We start from the raw sequence: 24,071 nt of genomic DNA on the forward strand, positions 1-24,071 counted from the left end.
CGTCATGCTTGCTCCGTATCGTCGCCGGCGCCTGCTTCATGTTCTTCCAGGTCCGGCATGCTGGGCGGCGCGCCGAGCGGAATGGTGAAGATGAATTCAGCGCCGCTTTCGCCATGGTGGCCGCTGCGGGCATGGATGCTGCCGCCATGGGCTTCCACGATGGCGCGGCAGATCGCCAGCCCGAGCCCGACGCCGGGCTTGGCCGATTCGCGCTCGCCGCGCGTGAATTTTTCAAATATCGTGTCTTCCATGCCGCTCGGCAGCCCCGGGCCGTCATCGGCGATGGTGACCGTCAGGACGCGCGTGTTCGCCACCGCGGCCAGGACGATGTGAGAACCGGCCGGCGTGTATTTGGCGGCATTCTCCAGCAGGTTGCACAGCACGCGTTCGATCAGCACCGCGTCAAAATGAATCAGCGGCAATTCGTGCGCTACCTTTATCTCGACCTGGTGTCCATGCAGCGCCGAGCCGCTGGCGCGCAATGCGCTGCCGACTACTTCTTCGAACGGCTGCCACTGCAGGTTCAGCTTGACCTCGCCGCTCTGGATGCGCGCCATGTCCAGCAGATTGGTCACCAGCGCGCTCATGCGCAGCATCTCGCCGTGCAGCGCGGCGGCCAGCGCCTGCTGGTTCTGCTGCAACGGCGGTTTCGACAGCACCAGCGACTCGGACAAGCCGATCAAGGCGGTCAGCGGCGTGCGCAAATCGTGCGACAGCGCCGACAGCAGGGAATTGCGCAACCGCTCCGACTCCATGCGCACCAGGGCGTCTTGCGCCACTTCGACATAATGCACGCGCTCCAGCGCAATCGCAGTCAGGGTAGCGAAGGTATACAACTGTTGCTGCTGCTCCGGGATCAGAATCCAGCGCCGGTTGTGCGGCAGGATCACCAGCACGCCCCGGGTGCGCATCGGCGCCACCAAAGGCAGGTACAGGTAATTGCTGGCCGGCAGGGTATCGGTGCCGATGCCGGCGCTGCTGGCATTGTCGAAAGCCCACTGGGCGATGCCCATGTCGAGCGCCGCGGCGACATGGGCCACGTCGTCCGGTATCACGCCCGGCAGGTGCAGCCGGCCGGCGTCGTCAGGTATCAGGAGCAAGGTCTTGGCCTGGAAGCTGCGCTGCAGGAACAGCCCGCTGGTCTCGAAGATCTGTTCCGTCTGCAGCACCCCCGACAAGGCACGGGCAAATTCAAACAGGGCGCGCGAGCGCGCTTCACGGTCCGAGGCGATCCGGGCCTGGTAGCGCAGGCCGGAGGTCAGGTGGGTAATGGTCAAGCCGACCGCCAGCATCACGCCGAAGGTCAGCAGGTATTGGAAATCGCTGACGGCAAACGAAAAGCGCGGCGGCACGAAAAAGAAATCGAAGGAAGCGATGCTCAGCAAGGCGACAAAGATCGCCGGCCCGCGGCCGTAGCGGATAGCGATCAGGACTTCCGCCAGCAGGTACAGCATGACGATGTTGGCCAGGTCGAAAAACGGCAATATCGGCGTCGCCAGCAGCGTCACCAGCACGCACACCGCCAGCGCCCAGGCATAACCCCACCATTCGACCCGGCTCTGCATCGGCAAATGGCGCGGCAGGATGGAGCCGGCCTCTTCCGGTTTTTCCGCGGCGCTGGCCGAATTTGCGCCGATGGCGATCAGGTCGATGTCGCGGGCATGCGCCGCGATCCGCGCGGAATGGCTGGCTTGCCAGGGAAAGCGGCGCTGGCTGCGGCCGGTGATGATCTTCGAGAAATTGTGGCTGCGGGCATAACCGGCCACAACCTCGCCCACTTCGCTGCCGGCCAGCACCGCGGTAGTCGCTCCCAGGTCCTGCGCCAGCTTGAGCGTCTTCAGGATGCGTTCGCGTTTGGCGGACGGAAGGCGCTGCAGTTTCGGCGTCTCGACATACACCGCATGCCATTCGGCATTGAGCTGGGTCGCCAGCCGCGCAGTGCTGCGGATGACGTGTTCCGCGCCGGGCGACGGACCGACGCAGGCCAGCAAGGCGGCGTCGGTCTGCCATACCGCGCCGATGGATTTTTCGATCCGGTATGCCTGGACATCGCCCTGCAGGCGATCCGCCGTGCGCCGCAAAGCCAGTTCGCGCAGCGCGATCAGGTTGCCTTTGCGGAAAAAATTGCGCGAGGCGCGCTCGGCCTGCGGCAGCTTATACACCTTGCCGAGTTTCAGCCGGTTCAGCAATTCATCGGCAGGCAGGTCTACCAGCACCACTTCATCGGCGGCGTCGAAGACGGTGTCCGGCAAGGTTTCTGCGACGCGGATGCCAGTGATGCCGCCGACGACGTCGTTCAGGCTTTCCAGGTGCTGGACATTGAGCGTGGTGAAGACATCGATGCCGGCGTTCAACAATTCTTCCACATCCTGCCAGCGCTTCGGATGGCGTGAGCCGGAGGCATTCGAATGCGCGAGTTCATCGACCAGTATCAGCGACGGCTTGCGCCGCAGGGCGGCGTCCAGGTCGAATTCCGGCAATTGCTTGTCGCGGTAGCTGACCTGCTTCAAAGGCAGCACTTCCAGTCCGTTCAGCAGTGCCGCCGTTTCCGCCCGGCCGTGGCTCTCGATCACGCCGGCCAGCACCTCGCGCCCTTCACTATGCAACTTGTGCGCGGCGCTGAGCATGGCGTAGGTCTTGCCGACGCCGGCAGAAGCGCCGAAATAGATGCGCAGCTTGCCCCGCCCGGCCAGGCTTTCCTGTACCTGCAGCTGCGCCAGCAAAGCATCCGGATCGGGACGCAGGTTATCGTTTGAATAGGGTGAAGACACTGGTTGCCTTGTGAAAGCCATCGATAAGACGGTTGTGTAAAATCGTAGCGCTAATTGTAGATGGAATCCAGTTATCGTCACGATATACCGGAATCCACTTGGAATCACTCCCGGACCCGCAATGGCAGACAGGCCGGAAGGCTCTGCGCCTTCCGACCCGTACTATTGGAACCGCCGGTCGGCAATCCTTAGAATGTCTTGGTCGCCGATACTACCAGCGTGGTTTTCCCCAGGTTCTTCCGATCCGGCGCCGGGCCCACATAATTCTTGGCGTCGGTGCCGATCACGGCCACGCTGCCGGACAGGAAGCCGAAATCCTTGGTCAAGCCGACTTTCCAGTCGTTATAGCTCAGCGACGAATTGTTTTTGACAGTCTGGTGGCCGGCATGCAGGTTGACCGTATAACCGTTGCTGACATCGATATTGGCGCCGATGTCCAGGTAGCCGCTGTTCTTGCTGTCGGCGGCGCCGAACAGATTGGTCAGCGACTGCGAATACTTGATGTATGCCGGACCATAACCCAGCTGGCCATACAGCTCCGTCGTATTGGCATCCGGATGCAGGTCGTTGGATGGATAGACATACGACAGCACGCCGAAATCGTAGCTCAGGTCCTGGGTGAAGTTACCTTTCTTGCCGGCATAGATATCCCATTCGATATTGCCGTCGCCGCCGCCGTCCTTGACCCATTTGAGCGTCGACAGCCAGGTGCCCGCATACAGTCCGGTAGGATTGTTGCTATAGTCGGCGCCGCCTTGCAGGGCCGGTTTCAGGCGTGTCTGGGAAATGCCGCGGAAGCGATAGTCGGAGACGACACTGGCATTGAACGTCAGGGAATTGTCCGGGACCGCTTCTTCAGCCTGCGAGCAGTTTGCAGTGAAGGCGGTAACGCCAATGACGGTAAGCAGGCCAGCAAAATAGATGATTTTCTTCATGTTTTCCAAGACAAAAACAGCGTGAGGTGGTGTATTTCAAACCAGAGGAAACATGGACGTGTGAAAGCTGGCCGCACGCCGTACGGTCAGCCCTGCAGGCACTATCCCCTCTGGAATGAAATGGGTGGTGAAACTCAGTTTGCGGCCGGATGCTGCCGGTCCAGCGCCAAGTTCAACGCCAGGACGTTGACGCGCGGCTCGCCGAAGAAGCCCAGGCTGCGCTGCAGCTGCAGGCTGTCGATCAGGGCATGCACCGTATCGACATTGAGCTTGCGCTCGCGCGCAATGCGTCCGGCTTGGTAGTAGGCGGCCGCCAGGCTGATTTCCGGGTCCAGGCCGCTGCCCGAAGCAGTCACCAGGTCCACCGGGATCGGCAGCGTATTGCCGGGATCGGCAGCTTTCAAGGCATCGACCCTGCCCTTGACCGCGTCGATCAAAGCCGGGTTGCCAGGCCCGAAATTGGAGCCGCCGGAAGACTGGGCGTTATATGGCATCGGGCTGGTGGCCGACAGGCGTCCCCAGAAATAGTTGGGAGCGGAAAATTCCTGGCCGATCAGGCGCGAACCGACCAGCTTGCCGTTTTGCACGATCAGGCTGCCAGACGCCTGGTCAGGGAAGACGGCCTTGCCGATGCCGGTCACGGCCAGCGGATAGATCACGCCGCACAAGACTGTCAGGCTGGCGAACAGCACCAGTGCCGGACGCAATACGCCTTGCGAAGCCGCTTGCGACGAAGTTACTTTCGAATTGGCTGCCAGTTTTGCCGGCGGCAGCGTTGTTGTGGATGCGGATTTCATTTCTATACTCCTAATTACACCAGGTGCATGACAGACAAAATCATGTCGATCAGTTTGATGCCGATAAAGGGCAATATGATGCCGCCGAGGCCGTAGATCAGCAGGTTGCGGCGCAGCAGCGAAGCGGCGCCGACTGCGCGGTAGCGCACCCCTTTCAACGCCAGCGGAATCAGCACCACGATGATCAGGGCGTTGAAGATGACTGCCGACATGATGGCCGACGACGGGCTGGCCAGGTGCATCACGTTAAGCGCTGCGAGCTGCGGATAAGTGGTGATGAAAGCGGCCGGGATAATCGCGAAATACTTGGCGATATCGTTGGCGATCGAAAAGGTCGACAAGGCGCCGCGCGTCATCAGCATCTGCTTGCCGATCTCGACGATCTCCAGCAGCTTGGTCGGGTTCGAATCGAGGTCGACCATGTTGCCGGCTTCCTTCGCCGCCTGCGTGCCGCTGTTCATCGCCACCGCGACGTCGGCCTGGGCCAGCGCCGGCGCGTCGTTGGTGCCGTCGCCGGTCATCGCCACCAGCCGGCCTTCCGACTGGTAGCTGCGGATCAGCTTGAGCTTGTCTTCCGGCGTCGCCTCCGCCAGGAAGTCGTCGACGCCGGCTTCGGCGGCGATCGACGCCGCTGTCAGGCGGTTGTCGCCGGTGATCATGACGGTCTTGATGCCCATCCGGCGCAACTCGGCAAAACGCTCCTTGATGCCGCCCTTGACGATATCCTTCAGCTCGACCACGCCCATCACCACGCCGTCGTCCACCACCACCAGCGGCGTACTACCGCGGCGGGCGACGTCGTCGACGTTGTGCGCGACTTCGGCCGGGAACGGCTGCCCCAGTTCCTGCAGGTAGTTCTTGAGCGCCTCGGACGAACCTTTGCGGATCGCACGAATGTTGCCAGCTTCGCCGATATCGATGCCGCTCATGCGGGTCTGCGCGGTGAACGGTACAAAGGTAGCGTGCAGCGAATTCATCTCGCGTTCACGGATATTGAAACGCTGCTTGGCCAGCACCACGATGCTGCGCCCTTCCGGCGTTTCATCCGCCAGCGACGCCAGCTGCGCCACGTCAGCCAATTGCTGTTCGGTGATGCCAGGCGCCGGAATGAATGCCGAAGCCTGGCGGTTGCCGAGCGTGATAGTGCCGGTTTTGTCCAGCAACAGCACGTCGACGTCGCCGGCTGCTTCCACCGCGCGGCCGGAAGTGGCGATCACATTGGCCTGCATCATGCGGCTCATGCCGGCCACGCCGATGGCGGACAGCAAGGCGCCGATGGTAGTCGGGATCAGGCACACCAGCAAGGCCACCAGCACCGTGATGGTGATTGGCATGCCGCTTTTGGCGGCGCTCACGCTGAACAGCGAGAACGGCAGCAAGGTCACGGTCACCAGCAAGAACACGATGGTCAGCGCCACCAGCAGGATGGTCAGCGCGATCTCGTTCGGCGTCTTTTGCCGCTTGGCGCTTTCCACCATCGAGATCATGCGGTCAAGGAAGGCTTCGCCCGGATTGACCGAGACCCGCACCACCAGCCAGTCGGACAGCACCCGGGTGCCGCCGGTGACGGCGGAAAAATCGCCGCCGGATTCACGGATTACGGGCGCCGATTCGCCGGTGATGGCGCTCTCGTCAACCGAGGCCACGCCTTCGATGACTTCGCCGTCGACCGGGATCACGTCGCCGGCTTCCACCAGCACGATGTCGCCCTTGCGCAGGTTGCCGGCCGGGGTGGCCGACCATTTGCTGAGCTGGCCATCGGGCTTGCCGTTGCCGTCCAGCTTTTTGGCGGAAACGGTTTGCTTCAAGGCGCGCAGCGATTCCGCCTGCGCCTTGCTGCGCCCTTCCGCCAGCGCTTCGGCGAAATTGGCGAACAGCACGGTGAACCAGAGCCAGACCGAGATCGCCAGGATGAAGGCCGGGCTGGCTTCACCCTTGCCGGTCAATGCTTGGAAATACAGCAAGGTGGTCAAGATGCTGCCGACATAAACCACGAACATGACCGGGTTGCGCAATTGCGTTTGCGGCGCCAGTTTTTTGAACGATGCGACGATAGCCGGGCCCATGAGCGCGGAATCGAAGAGCGTCAGATTAGTGCGAGACATGATGATCCTTCTTCTTAATTTGGTGCAAACATTTGCAAGTGCTCAACAACAGGGCCAAGCGCCAGGGCCGGTACATAGTTCAGCACGCCCACCAGCACCACAACACCAATCAGCAATACGATGAACAGCGGGCCATGGGTAGGCATGGTTCCAGAGTTCGGTTCCAACCGTTTTTTAGCTGCAAACGAACCGGCCATCGCCAGGATCGTGACGATGATGATGAAACGCCCGAACCACATGGCTATCGCCAGCATCACGTTATAGAACGGCGTGTTGGCTGACAGGCCGCCGAACGCACTGCCGTTGTTGTTGGCAGCAGAAGAAAACGCATACAGGATTTCGCTGAAGCCATGGGCGCCGGGATTCAGGATGCCCGCCACGCCGGCCGTCGCCATTACCGCAATCGCGGTGCCGCCCAACACCAGCATCGGCGTCGCCAGGATCGCGATCGAAGTCATCTTCATCTCGAACGACTGGATCTTCTTGCCCAGGTATTCCGGGGTACGGCCGATCATCAGGCCGGCGATGAACACCGCCATGATCGCGAACACCAGCATGCCGTACAGGCCGGAACCGACGCCGCCGAACACCACTTCACCCATTTGTATCAAGGCCATCGGCACCATGCCGCCCAATGCCGTAAACGAATCGTGCATGGCGTTGACCGCGCCGCAGGACGCCGCCGTGGTGATTGCTGCAAACAGGGCCGAAGCGCTGATGCCGAAGCGGGTTTCCTTGCCTTCCATGTTGCCGCCGGACTGCAGCAGGCTGTGGCCCTGGTCGATGCCCATCGCGGTCAGGCCAGGGTGCGACTGCTGTTCCGCATACATGACTACCGCGGTCATGATGACGAAGATGATCGTCATCGCCGCCAGCACCGCCCAGCCCTGGCGGATGTCGCCGACCATGAAGCCGAACGTGAAGCACAGCGCCGCCGGGATCAGGAAGATCGCCAGCATCTGCATGAAATTCGACAGCGGTGTCGGATTTTCATAAGGATGGGCCGAGTTGGCGTTGAAGAAACCGCCGCCGTTGGTGCCTATCATCTTGATCGCTTCCTGCGACGCCACCGGGCCCATCGCCAAAGTCTGCACCTTGGTGTTGGCGGCTTCCATCACGGGCTTGCCTGCTCCGTCGCCGGTGGTTCCCATGACCGGCTGGCCGTCGGCGCCGACTTTCGGCTGCTGATAGTCCAGCGACTGCACGATGTTGGCGTCTTTATAGGAGTCAAAGTTCTGGATCACGCCCTGGCTGATCAGGAATACCGAGAAAATCACCGACAGCGGCAGCAATACATACACGGTGGAACGCGTGATGTCGGTCCAGAAATTGCCGATAGACTGCACCGAATGACGCGAAAAGCCGCGGATCAGGGCAAACGCAACTGCGATGCCGGTCGCTGCGGAAAAGAAATTCTGCACTGCCAGCACCAGCATCTGGGTCAGGTAGCTCATCGTGCTTTCGCCCGAATATCCCTGCCAGTTGGTATTGGAGATGAAACTGACCGCAGTGTTGAATGACGAGTCGGGACTGACGTTGGCAAAATGCTGCGGATTCAGCGGCAGCCAGACCTGCAAGCGCTGCAAGCCATAGGTCGCCAGCGCGCCGATGGTGTTGAACAACAGCAGCGCCAGCGCGTAATGCTTCCAGTTCATTTCGGACTTGGCTTTGATGCCGGCGCAACGGTACAGCCATTGCTCGATCCGGTTGAACCAGCCGAAGCCGGGCACCGGGGCATGGTCGGATGACCCGGCGGCGACCTGCACGATGAATTTGCCGAGCGGATAGCTCAGCAACAGCAGCACGGCCAGGAAAGCGACCAGCAACATGGTGGATTGGGAGGTCATGTCAGAAGTCCTCCGCTTTTATCAAGGCCACCACCAGGTACACCAGCAGCGCCACGGTGACCAGCGCACCGAGTACATAAAACGGGTTCATTGCTTATCCTCCAGCTTCTTGCATCCCACCGCCAGCGCCCAGGTGACGACAAACATCGCCACCACCGCGCCGACATAAATTCCATCCATTACCAGCTCCATCATTACCCTCGTTACAGATTAGTTGCGGTACCGACAGGCTATAGAGAAGCTTCTAAAAATGTCGTAAAGAGACGTGGCGGGGGTGTAAACAAAGTGTAAAAAAGCCGTAAAAATCCGCAGGAAAACCCTGGCGCCCGGAGCCCTGCCCGGCCTCATGCCTTTTTTGCACCTTCCGGCCCGATTTCCTGTTGCAAACGCGGTACACTTTCAGCCTTGCCGGCTACCGCAAAGACACTCCTCATGCACTACGCTCTAGATCTGCGCACCTTTATTTTTAGTCATTATTTCTATACGGGTTTGCGGATCGCCACGGGCGTGGTGGGGCTGACCTTGCTGGTGCTGCAGTTCAGCGACCTGCCGACCGCGATGACGGTCTGCATCGGCGCCCTGTCGACCAGCCTGATGGACCTGCCGAGCACGCTGCGCCACAAGTTCAACGAAATGCTGTCCAGCGTGCTGCTGTGCACCGTGGTCACCCTGGTGATCAGCCTGTGCGCGCCGTTCCACTGGCTGCTGAGCCTGATGCTGGTGGTGGTCACCTTCCTCGCCAGCATGATGGTGGTGTATGGCAAAAAAGCCATGCCCCTGCAGTTTTCCGCGCTGTTCGTGATGACCCTGTCGATGGAAAACGCGATGAACGTGGAGCAGGCTTTTTTCCATGCCGGCCTGTTCCTGGGCGGCGGCCTGGCTTACCTGGCTTATTCGATGACCGTGTCGTGGTTCCTGCGCAGCCGCATCAAGCAGCAGGTGCTGGCCGAAGCCTTGTTCGAACTGGCGCGCTATATCAACATCAAGGCCGATTTCTACGACATGCACGTCGACCTCAACAGCCAGTTCAATACGCTGGTGCGCCAGCAGATCGTGCTGGCCGAGAAGCAGCAGGCTTCGCGCGACCTGATCCTGCGCGACCCGAAAAACCAGGAAGATGCGATCCTGGTGCAGGTCCACTTCGGCATGTTCGACCTGTATGAGCACATCCTGTCGACCCATACCGACTACGTCATCCTGCGCCGCCACCTGGCCGACGCCGAAGTCCTGACCTACCTGCGCGACATGGTCAGCAAGGCGGCCAAGGATATCGAAACCATCGCCTACGCCATCACCCGCAAGCGCGCTTCGTTCGCCAGCATCAGCTACAAGGCCGAGATGCGTTCCATCGAAAGCGAACTGCAGCAGCTGCAGCAAGACAGCCTGGCCGGCAAGGTGTCCGAGGAAGCCCTGGATATCCTGCGCGCCACGTATACCAAGATCTGCGATGCGATCGACATGATCGGCCAGCTGCACCACGCCACCCAGAGCGTGCAGGGGCCGCTGCCGGTGCTGATGGGCAAGGACATGACGCCGTTCCTGACCCAGCAGAAATACCAGCTGGGCGTGCTGGTCTCCAACCTGCGCTGGCAATCGCCGACTTTCCGTTTTGCGGTGCGCGCGGCGCTGGCGATTTCTTGCGGCCTGCTGGCGGCGGATGCCTTGCCGTATGCCGGCCACGGCTACTGGATCGTGCTGACCATCGCCATCATCCTCAAGCCCAGCTTCAGCCAGACCAAACAGCGCCGCAGCGACCGCCTGGTTGGTACCCTGATAGGCTGCGTGGCGACCGCGCTGATCCTGCGTTTCGTGCACGAACCGGTAGCCCTGCTCGGCTTCCTGTTCATGGCGACCGTGGCGGCGCCGGCCTTCATCTACGTCAAGTACCGCTACACGGCGATTGCCGCCAGCATGCAGATCCTGCTGCAGATCAACTTGGTGATCCCGAGCAGCGGCCACGTCATCGGCGAGCGCCTGATCGACACCCTGATCGGCGCCGCCATCGCCACCGCGTTCAGCTTCGTCCTGCCGAGCTGGGAATACCGCACGCTGCCGCAGCTGATCCGCAATGTCTTGAAAAGCAACCAGCGCTTCCTGGAAGCCGGCAACAACCTGTTGCAAGGCAAGGTGCGCGACGACTTTATCTACCGCGTCTGCCGCAAGCGTTTCCTCGACAGCATTTCGGAACTGGTGTCGACCCTGGTGCGCATGCTCGACGAGCCGGCCAGCAAGCATCGCGCGGTGGAAAACCTGAACCAGTTCATCGTGCATAACTACCTGGTGATCGCCCACGTCGCGGCGCTGCGGATGCTGTTGCGGCGCAATGCCGAAGGCTTGCCGCAGGCAGCGGTCAACGGTGAACTGGATGCCGCCACCGCGCGCGTCAGCAAGACGCTGGGATTGGCGGAACAGGTGCTCGATCCGAACGCGCCCTTGCCGCCTTCCGAGGCGGCTCCGGCTACCGCACCGGCTACCGCGCCAGCCACTGCGCCGGCAGCGGCCGGCAACCGGGCAGAGCAATGGCCGGCCTGGCAACCGTTGCAGCAGCGGGTGGAACTGCTTTACGAGGACAGTGAAAAAATCGCCGTCAACAGCGCGGCGATCGGGCGCATCCTGGCCGCGTGACGGCAGATGCCGGATGCGGCATTCTTCCGGCAGGGAATTTTCAAGACAAGATTTATTGTTTCTCTCAATAAAGACAAGTTAAACACTGGCAACTGATATTTCCATGTAGTACCATTTCTTCATGGAAATTTATTTGCGGGTTTTACTATCTTTAAAAAGGTAACAATGAACATTCTCCTGTTAAAACTCGCCGCCGCATCCGCCCTGCTGTCCCTGGCCTCAGGCGCCATGGCCAGCGCCAACGGCGGCGTCATCCACTTCACCGGCAACATCGTCGAGCCGCCTTGCAGCACCGGCAGCTTCGATGCCGGAAAACTTGATATTCACTGCGACAAACGCAGCGCCGTCGCGGTGTCATTCCAGCGCGTCGGTCCTGCCGCCAGTTCGGCCGCGGCGATTGTTACCTTGACGCGCGACGGCAAGGTGCTGGGAAGCCAGGAAGCCACCGCCTACCGCATGGCCTTGCAAGGCGACAGCCAACTCGGCCTGCGCGTTGCGCCCCAGGCCGCCGGCGCCATCATCAGCCCGGTGCTCATGACCATCAGCTATCTGTAAAGTCAGCCGCCGAAGCGGGCTTCCGGCAAACCGCGCACACCGGGCAAGCGCAGCTGGAATACGCCGCCCGCTGCCGGCTCGGCCAGCAAGGCTGCCGCCGACAGCGATTCGCGCGCGCTGGTCACGTACAGGGTATCCAGGCCTGCTCCGCCGAACGCCACGCAACTGGGCTGCGCTACCGGGACCCGCACCATGCGCTCAATGCTGCCGTCCGGCGCAAAACGCAGCACACGATGGCCGCCCCATTGGGCATTCCACAGGTAACCCTCGCTATCGACGGTTGAACCGTCAGGCTCGCCCGGCTGCTGGTGCAGGCTGGCGAACTGGCGGTCATTGCTGATCGTGCCGGCCGCGGTGTCGTAGTCGCAGCAGCGTATCGTCTTGCTCGGCGAATCGCAGTAATACATGGTGCGGCCGTCGGGGCTGAAGCATATGCTGTTGCTGATCGCCACCTGCGGCAACGCCAGGCGTTCCAGCGTCAGGTCGGCGTTGAGCCGGTAGAAACTGCAGCAGCGCGCCAGGCCGGGAGCATCGTTCTTAGTGCCGAACACGAAGCGGCCGAAGCGATCGCAGCGGCCGTCGTTCAGCCGCGTGTGCGGCAGGTCGGCTTCGACCGCGCAAATCGGCGTCACTGCATTATTGGAAAAACTGAACCAGGCCAGCTGCGAGGCCAGCCCCAGCAGCAGGCGGTCGTCGTCTTCGGTCAAGGCAAACGTCGCCAGCCGCTCCGGCATCGGCCAGCTGCGGGTGGCGCCTGCGGCCGGATCGTGGCACCACAGGCTGGCGCCGAGGATATCGGTCCAGAACAAGCGTTGCGTGCGGTCGCACCACAGCACGCCCTCTCCCAGCAGATGCTTGCCGTCGAACAGCAGGCTGGCGGCGGCTATCTCGGTGGTCATGTCTCCATCCTCCTTGAAATGCAAACGAGGTCTTGAAGACCTCGTTGCGATACTACGCAGAACCGATAGCTTACCTCAAAGCCGCGCCCTAGAAAGAATGGCTGACGCCCAGGTAGCCGCCATTCTGGCTATGTCCGGCCAGCGGATTGTCGCCGCTCATTTCGACCGAGAAATTGGCGTTGCCCTTGTTGCGCACGGTGCCCACGCTGGCGTACAGCAAGGTGCGCTTGGACAGATTGTAGTTGGCGCCCAGCATGAACAGGTTGCCGCTGCCGCCGTCGTTGTTGAGCTTGGCGTGGAAGGCGCCGCCGATCAGGGTCAGCGCCGGCGTCAGCACGTAGTTGGCGCCGATCCAGTAATGCTGGATCTTGTCGGGACTGCCGGCGACGCTGTCCGGCGCCGAAACGTTTTCGTAGGCAGCGAACAGCTTCAAGGCGTCGATAGTGTAAGTGCCGCCCACGATCAAGTCCTTGGACGCCGCATAGATATCGCTGTACTTGCCATTGACGTCGCGGATCACGTCATAGATGGCGCGCAGTTCCAGCCCGGCGTTGGTGTACACCAGCGACACGCCGTCGCTGCGGCCGTTGCGGGTCGAGCCTGCCTGCTCGCCCAGGCTGGTTTGCACGGTAGCGTTAAAACCGCTCCAGGTCGGGGTCTGGTATTCGATCACATTGTTGGCGCCCGGCCAGTTGCGGCCCTTGACCAGGTTGGCGGTGCCGATGAATTGCTGGCCGGTCGGATCCAGGTACCAGACATCGTTGACGATGAACAGGTTCTTGCCGAACTTGATGGAACCGGCGCTGCCGCTCAGGCCGACGTAGGAACGGCGGTTGAACAATGCGCTGCCGTTGGTCTGCCCGGTCGGCGCATTGAAGCCGGACTCCAGCAGGAAGAAAGCGCCCAGCCCGCCGCCCAGGTCTTCGGTGCCTTTGAAACCGAACATGCTGGTGCCCCATTGGTTGCCGGAGGTGCCGAACTTGCTGCCGGTGGCGCCGGTCTGGTTGCCGTTGGCGTCCTTCAATGCAACGTTGCTCTGGAAATCGAGGCCGGCATCGACGCGCCCGTAAATGGTGACGTTGGTCTGCGCTTGCGCTTGACCGCAGGCGGCGGCGATCAGGCCGAACAGGCCCGCTGCGGCGAGGTTTTTGGAAAGAATCATGTTGTCGTCTCCTTGAAATTATTATGAATTCATCCACTGCCGGCCTGCCCTCCGTATCCGGGAATCGCAGACCTGCGTGAATGTGGCCTCATAGTAAGGATTCGATTGATATCGATCCAATGAATTTTTCCACTACATCAATACTGTATTTGGTATCATTTTGAGAGCTCTGCCAAATCGGGAAAATCCGGTAATGAGCAAGCAGCGTATAAAAAAACAAACCAGCGAGACGACAATGCCCACCAACGACACCAACTGGTTTCTGCGCGCGCGACTGAAAACCCGCCAGCTGCTCTTGCTGATCGCGCTCGACGAAGAACGCAATATCCACCGTGCGGCGGAAGCGCTCAACATGACGCAGCCGGCCGCCTCCAAACAGCTCAAGGACCTGGAAGACATGCTCGATGTGCAGCTGTTCGAACGGCTGCCGCGCGGCATGCGTCCGACCATCTACGGCGAAGCGATGATCCGCCATTCACGCATGGCGCTGACCAGCCTGTCGCACGCGCACGACGACATCACCGCGTTGAAGTCGGGACTCTCGGGCCAGGTCAATGTCGGCGCGATCCTGTCGCCGGGCATGGTGCTGCTGCCGCCTGCGATTGCGCGGCTCAAGCAGCAGGCGCCGATGCTGCGCATCGGGGTCGAGGTCGAGAGCAGCAACATCTTGCTGGAACGGCTGCAGCGCGGCTCGCTCGATTTCCTGGTGGCGCGCATCCTGGACCAGGAAGACAACCGCAACCTCGAATACGAAGAATTGTCGGACGAGCCGGTATGCGCGGTGGCGCGGGTCGACCATCCCTTGCGCCACGTCTCCAGTCTGCAGTTGAAGGATATCGCCGACGCCGGCTGGATCCTGCCGCCCAAGGGCAGCATCCTGCGCCACCGGGTCGACATGATGTTCCACAAGGATGGCCTGGCGCCGCCGGCCAACGTGGTCGACACCACCGCCATCCTGGTGATCAGCAGCCTGCTGCAGCAAACCGATTTCCTGCACGTGATGCCGGCCGAAGTGGCGCGCTTTTACGCCCAGGTCAATGTGCTGGCGATATTGCCGATAGAATTGCCGTGCAAGATGGATGGTTTCGGCATCATCACCCGGCGCTTGCAGATACTTTCCCCGGGCGCGAAAATACTGCAGCAAACGATTCGGGATGTCGCGGCGCAAATCTACTAGCGGACCGTAACCTTGAAGGCGGCAACAAGCATCGTGATTTGCTGCCATCGATAAAAAATCAGAAAAAACGGGGGTGCTCAATGTCAGGCAAATTAAGCAAATTGGAACAATACCGATTTCCGGCGTTTGTCGCAGCCGCCTTCTTTGTTTGTGATGTGGGCGCACAGACGGTCGTGCCAGAGGTACGGCCGCCAGCGGAATCCAGCATTCCGGCCGGCCCCAGGGGCAGCGCGATTCAGGAAGGCCGGAAACTGATGAACGAGACGCATCAGCGCCTCCCCAAAAATGTCGGGAACGGCCTCAATTGCACCAATTGCCATCTGGCCGGCGGCGCCACGGCGAATGCCTCGCCCTGGGTCGGCATCTGGGGAGTTTTCCCGGAATACCGCTCGCGCAGCGGCAAGCTGATCTCCTTGCAGGAACGGATCAACGATTGTTTCGAACGCTCGATGAATGGCAAGCCGCTGCCATATACGTCGACAGAAATGACGAATATCCTGGCATACATGCAGTGGCTGTCGACCGGCGTGCCGACTGGCGTGAGCGTGACGGGACGAGGTTTCGGAGCGATCGACCAGAAGCTCGAGGCGGATGCAAACCATGGCAAGCAGGTGTACGCAGACAAATGCGCCAGCTGTCATGGCGCGGACGGATCTGGCATGAAAAACGGCGAACACGGTTATACCTTCCCGCCGCTATGGGGAGCAGACTCCTTCAACGACGGCGCCGGCATGGCCCGCACCTACACGGCAGCGGCGTTCGTCAAGCACAATATGCCGCTGGGCCAAGGCGGCACCCTGACGGACCAGGAGGCCGTGGATGTATCGGCATTTTTCACCCATCAGCCGCGACCGGTCTACCAAGGAAAATCACATGACTGGCCGCTAGGCGACAAGCCTAAGGATGCGCGCAGCTAGGCACCCGGGCCCACTCAGGCCCAACCCGCATCAACGATGAATTCCTGCGCAGTGCACATCGCACTGTCATCCGCCGCCAGGAACAGCACCATGCGCGCCAGGTGCCAAGGCTGCAGCTTGCCAGGCAGGCACTGGTTGCGCTTGATGTCTTCCTCGCCCGCGGCGTCGAGCCACAAGGCGATCTGTCTTTCCGTCATGACCCAGCCCGGCGACACGGTATTGACGCGGATATTGTGCGGCCCGAGGTCGCGCGCCAGGCCGCGCGTCAGGCCGACCACTGCGGCCTTGGCCGTGGTGTACACCGGATAACCGCCGTTCGACAGATGCCAGCTGATCGAGCTGAGGTTGATGATTGAACCACCGCCTTTTTTCTGCATGCCGGGCGCTACGGCCTGGCAGGTAAAGAACATCGGACGCTGGTTGATGGCGATACGGTCGTTCCAGTAATCGACGGTGACGTCCTGCCACTGGTGGCGCTGGTCGTTGGCCGCATTGTTGACCAGCACATCGAAATCGCCCAGTTCTTGCGCCAGCTCCTGCATGGTCGACTGCAATGCCGCGATGTCGCGGATATCGCAATGGCGGAACAGCGGCCTGGGCAAGCCTGCGGCGGACAGCTGCTCGCACAAGGCTTCGCTGGCCGCGGTCTCGATATCGACGAAAGCCACGCGCGCGCCCTGTCCGGCAAACGCGCTGACAATCGCCGCGCCGATGCCGCTGCCGCCGCCGGTGATGAATATATTCTTGTCTTTCAGGCTGGGAAAATGCGCCAGCTGCGTATCTTTTACTGCGGACATGCCAACTCCTGAGTTATGCCGATGAACCCGGCTTATTTTTTCAATTGACCGTTGATGCGCTGCCAGATCGCCAGCGGATTGCTGTCCTGGACTGCCGCCGGCAACAAGTCTTGCGGCAGGTTCTGGTAGGAAACCGGGCGCAGGAAACGCTGGATCGCCGCCGTGCCGACCGAGGTGGCGCGGCTGTCCGATGTGGCTGGGAACGGTCCGCCGTGGACCATCGAATACGATACCTCGACTCCGGTCGGAAAACCGTTGGCCAGGATCCGGCCGACCTTGCGCTCCAGGACGGGCAGCAACCGGCGCACGGTGTCATGGTCGCCGTCCGCCATCTGCAAGGTCGCGGTCAGCTGTCCTTCCAGGTGCTCCGCCACGGCAAACATCTCGCCCATGTCGCGGCAGGCGACCAGCAACGATGCCGGCCCGAATATCTCTTCCGACAAATGCGGATCGGCCAGGAAATCCTGGGCGCTGGTGCTGAACAAGGCCGGCACGCCGCTGCCGGCGGCATCGCCGGCAACGCCCTGGCTCAGCTGGCGCACCCGGGAATTGGCGGACAGCCGGCTGACGCCATTCTGATATGCATGATGGATGCCGGCCGTCAGCATGGTAGCGGCATTGCGCTGCGCCAACTGTGCTGCGGCCGCGGCGCTGAAGCGTTCAAGATCCGGTCCTTGCAGCGCCAGCACCAGGCCGGGATTGGTGCAGAACTGGCCGACGCCCAGCACCAGCGAATCGACAAACGCCGCAGCCAGCGCTTCAGCCTTGCCGGCCAATGCCTGCGGCAGCAGGAACACGGGATTGATGCTGCTCATTTCGGCGTACACCGGGATCGGCTGCGGCCGTGCGGCGGCGGCGGCCATCAAGGCCAGGCCGCCCTGGCGCGAGCCGGTAAAACCGACTGCCTGGATCGCCGGCTGCTTGACCAGTGCGATGCCGAGTTCGTTGCCGACGCCGGTCAGCAGCGAAAACACGCCTTCCGGCAAACCCGCTGCCGCTACCGCTTGCTGGATCGCGCGGCCAACCAGTTCCGAGGTGCCGGGATGTGCCGGGTGCGCCTTGACCACAACTGGACAGCCTGCCGCCAGCGCTGCTGCGGTATCGCCGCCGGCAACTGAAAACGCCAACGGAAAATTGCTGGCGCCGAACACCGCGACCGGCCCCAGGGCAATCATGCGCAGGCGCAGGTCGACACGCGGCAGAGGCTGGCGCTCCGGCAATGCCGGATCGATGCGCGCATCCTGCCAGGAACCTTCGCGCAGCACTTCGGCAAACAGCTTGAGCTGACCCATGGTGCGGCCGCGTTCGCCTTCCAGCCGGGCGCGCGGCAAGCCGCTTTCACTCATCGCACGTTCAATCAGCTGGTCGCCGAGCGCCAGGATATTGGCAGCGATGCTTTCCAGGAAACGGGCGCGCGTTTCCGGATCGGTGGCACGATAAGAATCGAAAGCGATGCGCGCAAGATCGCAGGCGCAATCGATTTCGGCTTTGCCGGCGGTATGGAACTTCGGTTCGATGTCGCTTGCGGTAGTGGGATTGAAAGCAAAAAAGGCAGCGCCGCCGCCTTTGATGCGAGATGCGCCAATCAGGGATTCGCCTGTAATGTCCATGCTTTTCCTAAAAATGAAAGGCTGCGGTTCCGGGATGCGGAGCCGCAGCGGATAGTCTACAGCTGGCGAATCGATGGCGCCGGCAAGGTCTCGACCGCCAGCCGGTTGCGCAGCGGCGGCCCGAAGGCAGCGACATCGATCTCGAATGTTTCTCCGGGTGCGACCTGGATCCCATCCGAACAGCTCAGGGTCGCGGTGCCGAAGAAATGGATATGCACATCGCCAGGACGGCGGAACAGCGGATATTTGAAATGGTGGTACTCCAGGTTAGCCACCGTGTGCGACATGTTTTCTTCGCCGCTGACAAACGGTTTTTCCCAGCGGACCCGGCCGCTGATGTCACGGATGCGCGACATGCCTTCCACATGCGGCGGCAAATCGCCCAGCAGCAAAGCCGGGCCGACTGCGCACATCCGCAGCTTGGAATGCGCCAGGTACAGGTAATTCTGGCGTTCGGTGACGTGATCGGAAAACTCGTTGCCGATCGCGAAACCGAGCCGGCATGGCGTGCCGTCCGCCGCAATCACATACAGCGCGGCGATCTCCGGCTCTTCGCCGCCGTCCAGCGCAAAATGCGGCATCGCCAGCGCCTGTTCGCCGGCGCAGACGATGCTGCCGTCGCCTTTGTAGAACCATTCCGGCTGCACACCCGCCTGCCCCGGCTGCGGCTTGCCGCCTTCCAGGCCCATGCGGAACATTTTCATGCTGTCGGTGAGGCTGTCGACATCGCTGATTTTCTTGTGCATGGCATCGCGGCCGTCGGCGCTGCCCAGGTGGGTCAGGCCGGTGCCGGTGACGTAGCAGTGGGCGCTGTCGCTGTGGTCCAGCGGCGGCAGCAGGCGCCCCGCTTGCGCTACCTCGGCGTAATCCAGCACGGCGCCGCCAAGCGCGGCAGCGGCAAGCTCTTGCAATGACCGGCCGCCGGCAATCGCCGCTTGCGCCAGCGCATAAGTCGAGGCAAAGCCTTCCACTACATGGATTTTACGGCCGTCGTCTTCCAGTACGCCGATCCGGCGCTGGCCGTCGGCCTGCTTGAATTGAATCAACAACATGTGTTTCTCCGGTGACTGAACTGCACTTGGTGAGAATGCTTAGTGGGAATGCTTAGGTACGGCCGAACCGCGGCAGCCGACCAGGAAATCGAAATCGCAGCCTTCGTCGGCCTGCAATACGCGATCTATGTACAGGCGCTGGTATCCGCTGTGCGCCGTCACCGCTGCGGCGTTCACCGCCTCCCTTGCCACCTGGCGCTGCGCCATTTCAGCATCGCTGATATCGAGATGCAAACGCCCGCCCGCGCAATCCAGTTCTATCCAGTCGCCGTCCTGCACGATCCCCAGCGGGCCGCCGGCAGCGGCTTCCGGCGCCACGTGCAGCACCACGGTGCCGTAGGCGGTGCCGCTCATGCGGGCGTCGGAAATGCGCACCATGTCCTTGATGCCTTGCGCCAGCAGCTTCGGCGGCAAGCCCATGTTGCCGACTTCGGCCATGCCGGGATAACCCTTGGGGCCGCAATTCTTCATCACCAGCACCGAGCTGGCGTCGACCTCCAGTTCGGGATCGTTGATACGCGTCTTGTAATGCGCGAAGTCCTCGAACACCACCGCCTTGCCGCGGTGCTGCATCAGTTCGGGCGTGGCGGCAGAGGGCTTGAGCACGGCGCCGCGCGGCGCCAGGTTGCCGCGCAAGATGCAGATGCCGCCGTCGGCGATCAAAGGCTTGTCGATGACGCGGATCACTTCGTCATTGTAGATAGGCGCATCCTGGTTGTTTTCCCACAGCGACTTGCCGTTCACCGTCAATGCATCCTTGTGCGGCAGCAGGCCGGCTTCGCCCAGGCGGCGCAGCACGCCAGGCAAACCGCCGGCGTAATAAAATTCTTCCATCAGGAAACGGCCGGACGGCTGCAGGTCGACCAGGGTCGGCGTGCCGCGGCCGATGCGGGTCCAGTCCTCCAGTTCCAGCGGCACGCCGATGCGGGCGGCGATAGCCTTCAGATGGATCACAGCGTTGGTCGAGCCGCCGATCGCAGCATTGACCCGTATCGCATTTTCAAATGCCTCGCGGGTCAGGATCTTTGACAACCGCAAGTCTTCCCACACCATGTCGACAATCCGCATGCCCGACATGTGCGCCAGCACGTAACGGCGCGCATCGACCGCCGGAATCGCCGCGTTGTGCGGCAACGATGTGCCCAGCGCTTCGGCCATGCAGGCCATGGTGGAAGCCGTGCCCATGGTGTTGCAGGTGCCGGCGGAGCGCGACATGCCGGCTTCGGCTGCCAGGAACTGGTGCATGCTGATTTCGCCGCCCTTGACTGCTTCGCTCAGTTGCCAGACGGCGGTGCCGGAACCGAGGTCCTTGCCTTCGTGCTTGCCGTTCAGCATAGGGCCGCCGGTCACCACGATCGCCGGGATGTCGCAGCTGGCGGCGCCCATCAGCAAGGCCGGCGTAGTCTTGTCGCAACCGACCAGCAGCACCACCGCATCCATCGGATTGCCGCGGATCGATTCTTCCACATCCATGCTGGCCAGGTTGCGGGTCAGCATGGCGGTCGGCCGCAGGTTCGATTCGCCGTTGGAAAATACAGGGAATTCCACCGGGAACCCGCCCGCTTCCGAAATGCCGCACTTGACGTGTTCCGCGATCTTGCGGAAATGCGCATTGCATGGCGTCAGCTCCGACCAGGTATTGCAGATGCCGATGATGGGCTTGCCCTGGAACTCGTGGTCGGGAATCCCCTGGTTCTTCATCCAGCTGCGGTACATCATGCCGTTCTTGTCGTTGCTGCCGAACCATTCGGCGGAACGGAGTGGACGCTTTTTATCGACAGTCATCTTTGGCTTCCTCTTGAAATTGTCGGGGCGGCATCCATCCGCATCGAGACGGACGCCTGCTATAAAATTGGAATCTGGAAAATCGCCGGCCGCGGTTAATGACCCGCAGCCGCCTTGCTATTTGTTCTTGTTGTAGACGTCGACAAATACCGCGGCCAGCAGCACCAGGCCCTTGATCACCTGCTGGTAGTCGATGCCGATGCCCATGATCGACATGCCGTTGTTCATCACGCCCATCACGAAAGCGCCGATCACCGCTCCCATGACCTTGCCGACGCCGCCGGAAGCTGAAGCGCCGCCGATGAAGCAGGCCGCAATCACGTCCAGCTCAAAACCGGTGCCGGCCTTCGGTGTGGCAGTGTTGAGGCGGGCTGCGAAAATCAATCCTGCCAGCGCAGCCAGCATGCCCATGTTGATGAAAGTGTAGAACGAGACGCGCGAGGTCTTGATGCCGGACAGCTTGGCCGCCTTCTCGTTACCGCCGACCGCATAGATGCGGCGGCCGATCGTGGTGCGGTTGGCGACGAAGGTATACACCACCATCAACAGGAACATGATGATCAGCACATTCGGCATGCCTTTATAGGACGCCAGCAGATAGCTGAAGAAAATGATGACAGCGGCAAACACGGCGTTCTTCAAGATGAAGAACACATAAGGCTCATCCTCCATGCCGTGCTTGGCCTGCTTGTTGCGGGCGCGCACCTTGACGAAAATCATGATGGCCGCGACCACGACGCCTACCAGCAGGGAAGTGATGCGCAAATCGGTGGCGCTGAAAAGATCCGGGATGAAACCCGAGCTCAGCATCTGGAAATCGTCAGGGAACGGTCCAATCGATTGCCCCTGCAACAACGCCAGCGTCAATCCCTTGAACACCAGCATGCCGGCCAGGGTAACGATGAATGACGGGATCTTGAAAAACGCTACCCAATAGCCCTGGGCCGCGCCGATCACGGCGCCGGCCAGGATGCAGAGGATGCTGGCCAGTACGAAATTCATGTGCAGGTTGACGATCAGCACCGCCGCCAGCGCGCCGATGAAGCCGACTACCGACCCCACCGACAAGTCGATATGACCGGCCACGATGACCATCAGCATGCCCAGCGCCATGATGACGATGTAGCTGTTCTGCAGCACCAGGTTGGTCAGGTTCAGCGGCTGCATCAAGGTGCCGCTGGTCATGTACTGGAAAAACGCCATGATCGCGATCAGCGACATCAGCATGCCGTATTCGCGCATATTGTGCTTCAGGAAGCCGTTGTATTCCTTCTTTTCGGCTGCGGGCTGGGGCCGGTTTTCGCTTGCTGCCGGCGCGGTTATATCGTGGTTCATTTCAGTTGTCTCCGTTCTTCACATTCCGCACTATCGCGCGCATGATTTTTTCCTGGGATGCTTCCGCCGCCGTCATTTCGCCGACGAATTTCCCCTCGTTCATGACATAGATGCGGTCGCACATGCCCAGCAGTTCAGGCATTTCCGATGAAATCATGATGATGCATTTTCCTTCGCGGGCCAGCTGGTCGATGATGGTGTAGATCTCGTACTTGGCGCCGACGTCGATGCCGCGCGTCGGTTCGTCCAGGATCAGCACATCGGGATTGGAAAACAGCCATTTGCTGAGCACCACTTTCTGCTGGTTGCCGCCGGACAGGTTCAGCACTTTCTGGAACACGTTCGAGCAGCGGATCTTCAGCTGGCGCCGGTAATCGGCGGCAACCGAATATTCGCGCCCTTCGTCGATCACGGTCTTGTCGGCCACGCCGTCGAGGTTGGCCAGCGTAATGTTCTTCTTGATGTCCTGGTCCAGGATCAGGCCGTAGCCTTTCCGGTCTTCGGTGACATAGGCGATGCCGTTGTCGATGGCTTTCTGCACCGTGCTGACGTCGATTTCCTTGCCGCGCAAGAACACCTTGCCGCTGATGCGCTGGCCGTAGGCGCGGCCGAAAATGCTCATCGCCAATTCGGTGCGGCCGGCGCCCATCAAACCGGCGATGCCGACGATCTCGCCCTTCCTGACATTGAAGTCGACGCCCTTGATGACCTGCCGTTCCGGGTGTATCGGGTGATGCACCTGCCATTGCCTGACCTCGAAAATGGTCTCGCCGATGTCTGGCTGGCGTTTCGGATAACGGTCCGCCATCTCGCGTCCGACCATGTTCTGGATGATGCGGTCTTCGCTGATCACTTCCTTGTGGCAATCCAGGGTATCGACCGTGGAGCCGTCGCGCAGGATCGTGATCGAATCGGCGACCTTGGAAATTTCATTGAGCTTGTGGGAAATCAGGATCGAGGAAATGCCTTGCGCCTTGAGCTCCAGCAGCAAGTCCAGCAAGGCGTCGCTATCGCTTTCGTTCAGGCTTGCGGTCGGCTCGTCGAGGATCAGCAGCTTGACCTGTTTCGACAGCGCCTTGGCGATCTCGATCAGCTGCTGCTTGCCGACGCCGAGGTTGGTGATCAGCGTGCTGGGAGATTCCTTCAGGCCGACCTTGGCCAGCAGTTCCTTGGTCTTGGCGTAGGAGATTTCCCAATCGATCACGCCGTTTGTAGCTTGCTCGTTGCCGAGGAAAATATTCTCTGTAATCGACAGCAGCGGCACCAGCGCCAGCTCCTGGTGGATGATGATGATGCCGATTTTTTCACTGTCGGCGATGCCGTCGAATTGCCGCGCCATGCCCTCGAAGCGGATCTCGCCGGTATAGGAACCGTGCGGATAAACCCCGCTCAGCACTTTCATCAAGGTGGATTTTCCGGCGCCGTTTTCGCCGACCACGGCGTGGATCTCGCCGTTACGGACTGCCAGGTTGACATTGTCTAATGCTTTGACTCCCGGGAATGTCTTCCCGATCCCGCGCATTTCCAGGATGGTTTCCATCTGTTGTTACCTCACTTAGGGTCCGTTAGGGATTAAGTTGGGCATTTGGGCGGCCGTAGCTGGTGCGAAGCAAGGCGCACGACGCGCCGCAGTGCGAGCACTGCAAGCGGTGGGCAACGCAGCAGCGCGCCAGCTACGGCCAGCACAAATGTTCAACTTAAT

General features: G+C 61.2%; 18 protein-coding genes. 4 read left to right on the plus strand and 14 right to left on the minus strand.

Annotated elements, in window-relative coordinates:
• Positions 1 to 2: 2 nt before the first annotated feature.
• The 6 genes from kdpD to kdpF form a co-directional block, all read right to left on the minus strand.
• Positions 3 to 2,771 carry a two-component system sensor histidine kinase KdpD gene (gene kdpD, locus V8G57_RS03510; RefSeq protein WP_342828209.1) on the minus strand — a complete coding sequence of 923 codons (2,769 nt, stop codon included), beginning with the start codon at positions 2,769 to 2,771 and terminating at the stop codon, positions 3 to 5.
• 188 nt (positions 2,772 to 2,959) lie between these two features.
• Positions 2,960 to 3,706 (minus strand): TorF family putative porin, encoded by a 747-nt coding sequence (locus V8G57_RS03515; RefSeq protein ID WP_342828210.1) that lies wholly within the window; start codon positions 3,704 to 3,706, stop codon positions 2,960 to 2,962.
• A gap of 134 nt (positions 3,707 to 3,840) precedes the next feature.
• Positions 3,841 to 4,503, minus strand: a complete 663-nt coding sequence (kdpC, locus tag V8G57_RS03520; protein WP_342828211.1) for a potassium-transporting ATPase subunit KdpC — start codon at positions 4,501 to 4,503, stop codon at positions 3,841 to 3,843.
• Between the two features lie 14 nt (positions 4,504 to 4,517).
• A complete protein-coding gene (kdpB, locus tag V8G57_RS03525) occupies positions 4,518 to 6,608 on the minus strand; it encodes a potassium-transporting ATPase subunit KdpB (protein WP_342828212.1) in 2,091 nt (696 codons plus the stop codon).
• 14 nt (positions 6,609 to 6,622) lie between these two features.
• Positions 6,623 to 8,455 (minus strand): potassium-transporting ATPase subunit KdpA, encoded by a 1,833-nt coding sequence (gene kdpA / locus V8G57_RS03530; protein WP_342828213.1) that lies wholly within the window; start codon positions 8,453 to 8,455, stop codon positions 6,623 to 6,625.
• Between the two features lies 1 nt (position 8,456).
• On the minus strand, positions 8,457 to 8,546 hold the full coding sequence (kdpF, locus tag V8G57_RS03535) for a K(+)-transporting ATPase subunit F (protein ID WP_092396424.1): 90 nt from the start codon (positions 8,544 to 8,546) through the stop codon (positions 8,457 to 8,459).
• Between the two features lie 341 nt (positions 8,547 to 8,887).
• Here kdpF and V8G57_RS03540 point away from each other — a divergent pair, with 341 nt between their 5' ends.
• Together V8G57_RS03540 and V8G57_RS03545 are read left to right on the plus strand one after the other, a co-directional pair.
• The gene (locus tag V8G57_RS03540; RefSeq protein WP_342828215.1) at positions 8,888 to 11,080 is read left to right on the plus strand and encodes an FUSC family membrane protein; all 2,193 of its coding nucleotides are present in this window, start codon (positions 8,888 to 8,890) and stop codon (positions 11,078 to 11,080) included.
• Between the two features lie 165 nt (positions 11,081 to 11,245).
• Positions 11,246 to 11,635, plus strand: a complete 390-nt coding sequence (locus V8G57_RS03545) for a hypothetical protein (protein WP_342828216.1) — start codon at positions 11,246 to 11,248, stop codon at positions 11,633 to 11,635.
• A gap of 2 nt (positions 11,636 to 11,637) precedes the next feature.
• Here V8G57_RS03545 and V8G57_RS03550 read toward each other — a convergent pair whose 3' ends face one another.
• Together V8G57_RS03550 and V8G57_RS03555 are read right to left on the minus strand one after the other, a co-directional pair.
• Entirely contained in the window at positions 11,638 to 12,534 is an 897-nt protein-coding gene (locus V8G57_RS03550; protein ID WP_092396418.1) for an SMP-30/gluconolactonase/LRE family protein, read from the minus strand.
• A gap of 88 nt (positions 12,535 to 12,622) precedes the next feature.
• A complete protein-coding gene (locus V8G57_RS03555) occupies positions 12,623 to 13,696 on the minus strand; it encodes a porin (RefSeq protein WP_092396416.1) in 1,074 nt (357 codons plus the stop codon).
• 235 nt (positions 13,697 to 13,931) lie between these two features.
• On the opposite strand from V8G57_RS03555, the gene V8G57_RS03560 reads away from it, so the two are divergent.
• On the plus strand, positions 13,932 to 14,873 hold the full coding sequence (locus tag V8G57_RS03560) for a LysR family transcriptional regulator (protein ID WP_092396532.1): 942 nt from the start codon (positions 13,932 to 13,934) through the stop codon (positions 14,871 to 14,873).
• 254 nt (positions 14,874 to 15,127) lie between these two features.
• The gene (locus tag V8G57_RS03565; protein ID WP_342828217.1) at positions 15,128 to 15,790 is read left to right on the plus strand and encodes a c-type cytochrome; all 663 of its coding nucleotides are present in this window, start codon (positions 15,128 to 15,130) and stop codon (positions 15,788 to 15,790) included.
• Positions 15,791 to 15,804: 14 nt separating this feature from the next.
• On the opposite strand, the gene V8G57_RS03570 is transcribed toward V8G57_RS03565, so the two are convergent.
• The 6 genes from V8G57_RS03570 to mmsA form a co-directional block, all read right to left on the minus strand.
• Entirely contained in the window at positions 15,805 to 16,587 is a 783-nt protein-coding gene (locus V8G57_RS03570; RefSeq protein WP_092396412.1) for an SDR family NAD(P)-dependent oxidoreductase, read from the minus strand.
• A gap of 32 nt (positions 16,588 to 16,619) precedes the next feature.
• Positions 16,620 to 18,197, minus strand: coding sequence for an aldehyde dehydrogenase (NADP(+)) (locus tag V8G57_RS03575; protein WP_342828218.1), 1,578 nt, complete (start codon positions 18,195 to 18,197; stop codon positions 16,620 to 16,622).
• 56 nt (positions 18,198 to 18,253) lie between these two features.
• Positions 18,254 to 19,249 (minus strand): AraD1 family protein, encoded by a 996-nt coding sequence (gene araD1, locus V8G57_RS03580; protein ID WP_342828219.1) that lies wholly within the window; start codon positions 19,247 to 19,249, stop codon positions 18,254 to 18,256.
• A 39-nt stretch (positions 19,250 to 19,288) separates the two neighbouring features.
• A complete protein-coding gene (locus tag V8G57_RS03585; protein ID WP_342828220.1) occupies positions 19,289 to 21,034 on the minus strand; it encodes an IlvD/Edd family dehydratase in 1,746 nt (581 codons plus the stop codon).
• Positions 21,035 to 21,151: 117 nt separating this feature from the next.
• Positions 21,152 to 22,369, minus strand: coding sequence for a multiple monosaccharide ABC transporter permease (gene mmsB / locus V8G57_RS03590; protein WP_092396404.1), 1,218 nt, complete (start codon positions 22,367 to 22,369; stop codon positions 21,152 to 21,154).
• A gap of 1 nt (position 22,370) precedes the next feature.
• Positions 22,371 to 23,909 carry a multiple monosaccharide ABC transporter ATP-binding protein gene (gene mmsA / locus V8G57_RS03595; RefSeq protein ID WP_342828221.1) on the minus strand — a complete coding sequence of 513 codons (1,539 nt, stop codon included), beginning with the start codon at positions 23,907 to 23,909 and terminating at the stop codon, positions 22,371 to 22,373.
• Positions 23,910 to 24,071 lie beyond the last annotated feature (162 nt).

Origin of the sequence: Collimonas rhizosphaerae, from assembly GCF_038896935.1 — a bacterium.
In the GTDB taxonomy this organism is placed as follows: Bacteria; Pseudomonadota; Gammaproteobacteria; order Burkholderiales; family Burkholderiaceae_D; genus Collimonas; species Collimonas rhizosphaerae.

Excerpts from the sequence above, each read along its gene's own strand:
- kdpC (WP_342828211.1), bottom strand. The coding sequence starts at position 4,503 with ATGAAATCCGCATCCACAACAACGCTGCCGCCGGCAAAACTGGCAGCC.
- V8G57_RS03565 (WP_342828217.1), top strand. The coding sequence starts at position 15,128 with ATGAACGAGACGCATCAGCGCCTCCCCAAAAATGTCGGGAACGGCCTC.
- kdpA (WP_342828213.1), bottom strand. The coding sequence starts at position 8,455 with ATGACCTCCCAATCCACCATGTTGCTGGTCGCTTTCCTGGCCGTGCTG.
- mmsA (WP_342828221.1), bottom strand. The coding sequence starts at position 23,909 with ATGGAAACCATCCTGGAAATGCGCGGGATCGGGAAGACATTCCCGGGA.
- V8G57_RS03570 (WP_092396412.1), bottom strand. The coding sequence starts at position 16,587 with ATGTCCGCAGTAAAAGATACGCAGCTGGCGCATTTTCCCAGCCTGAAA.
- V8G57_RS03560 (WP_092396532.1), top strand. The coding sequence starts at position 13,932 with ATGCCCACCAACGACACCAACTGGTTTCTGCGCGCGCGACTGAAAACC.
- V8G57_RS03515 (WP_342828210.1), bottom strand. The coding sequence starts at position 3,706 with ATGAAGAAAATCATCTATTTTGCTGGCCTGCTTACCGTCATTGGCGTT.
- V8G57_RS03545 (WP_342828216.1), top strand. The coding sequence starts at position 11,246 with ATGAACATTCTCCTGTTAAAACTCGCCGCCGCATCCGCCCTGCTGTCC.
- V8G57_RS03555 (WP_092396416.1), bottom strand. The coding sequence starts at position 13,696 with ATGATTCTTTCCAAAAACCTCGCCGCAGCGGGCCTGTTCGGCCTGATC.
- V8G57_RS03585 (WP_342828220.1), bottom strand. The coding sequence starts at position 21,034 with ATGACTGTCGATAAAAAGCGTCCACTCCGTTCCGCCGAATGGTTCGGC.
- kdpB (WP_342828212.1), bottom strand. The coding sequence starts at position 6,608 with ATGTCTCGCACTAATCTGACGCTCTTCGATTCCGCGCTCATGGGCCCG.
- araD1 (WP_342828219.1), bottom strand. The coding sequence starts at position 19,249 with ATGTTGTTGATTCAATTCAAGCAGGCCGACGGCCAGCGCCGGATCGGC.
- V8G57_RS03550 (WP_092396418.1), bottom strand. The coding sequence starts at position 12,534 with ATGACCACCGAGATAGCCGCCGCCAGCCTGCTGTTCGACGGCAAGCAT.
- V8G57_RS03575 (WP_342828218.1), bottom strand. The coding sequence starts at position 18,197 with ATGGACATTACAGGCGAATCCCTGATTGGCGCATCTCGCATCAAAGGC.
- V8G57_RS03540 (WP_342828215.1), top strand. The coding sequence starts at position 8,888 with ATGCACTACGCTCTAGATCTGCGCACCTTTATTTTTAGTCATTATTTC.
- mmsB (WP_092396404.1), bottom strand. The coding sequence starts at position 22,369 with ATGAACCACGATATAACCGCGCCGGCAGCAAGCGAAAACCGGCCCCAG.
- kdpF (WP_092396424.1), bottom strand. The coding sequence starts at position 8,546 with ATGAACCCGTTTTATGTACTCGGTGCGCTGGTCACCGTGGCGCTGCTG.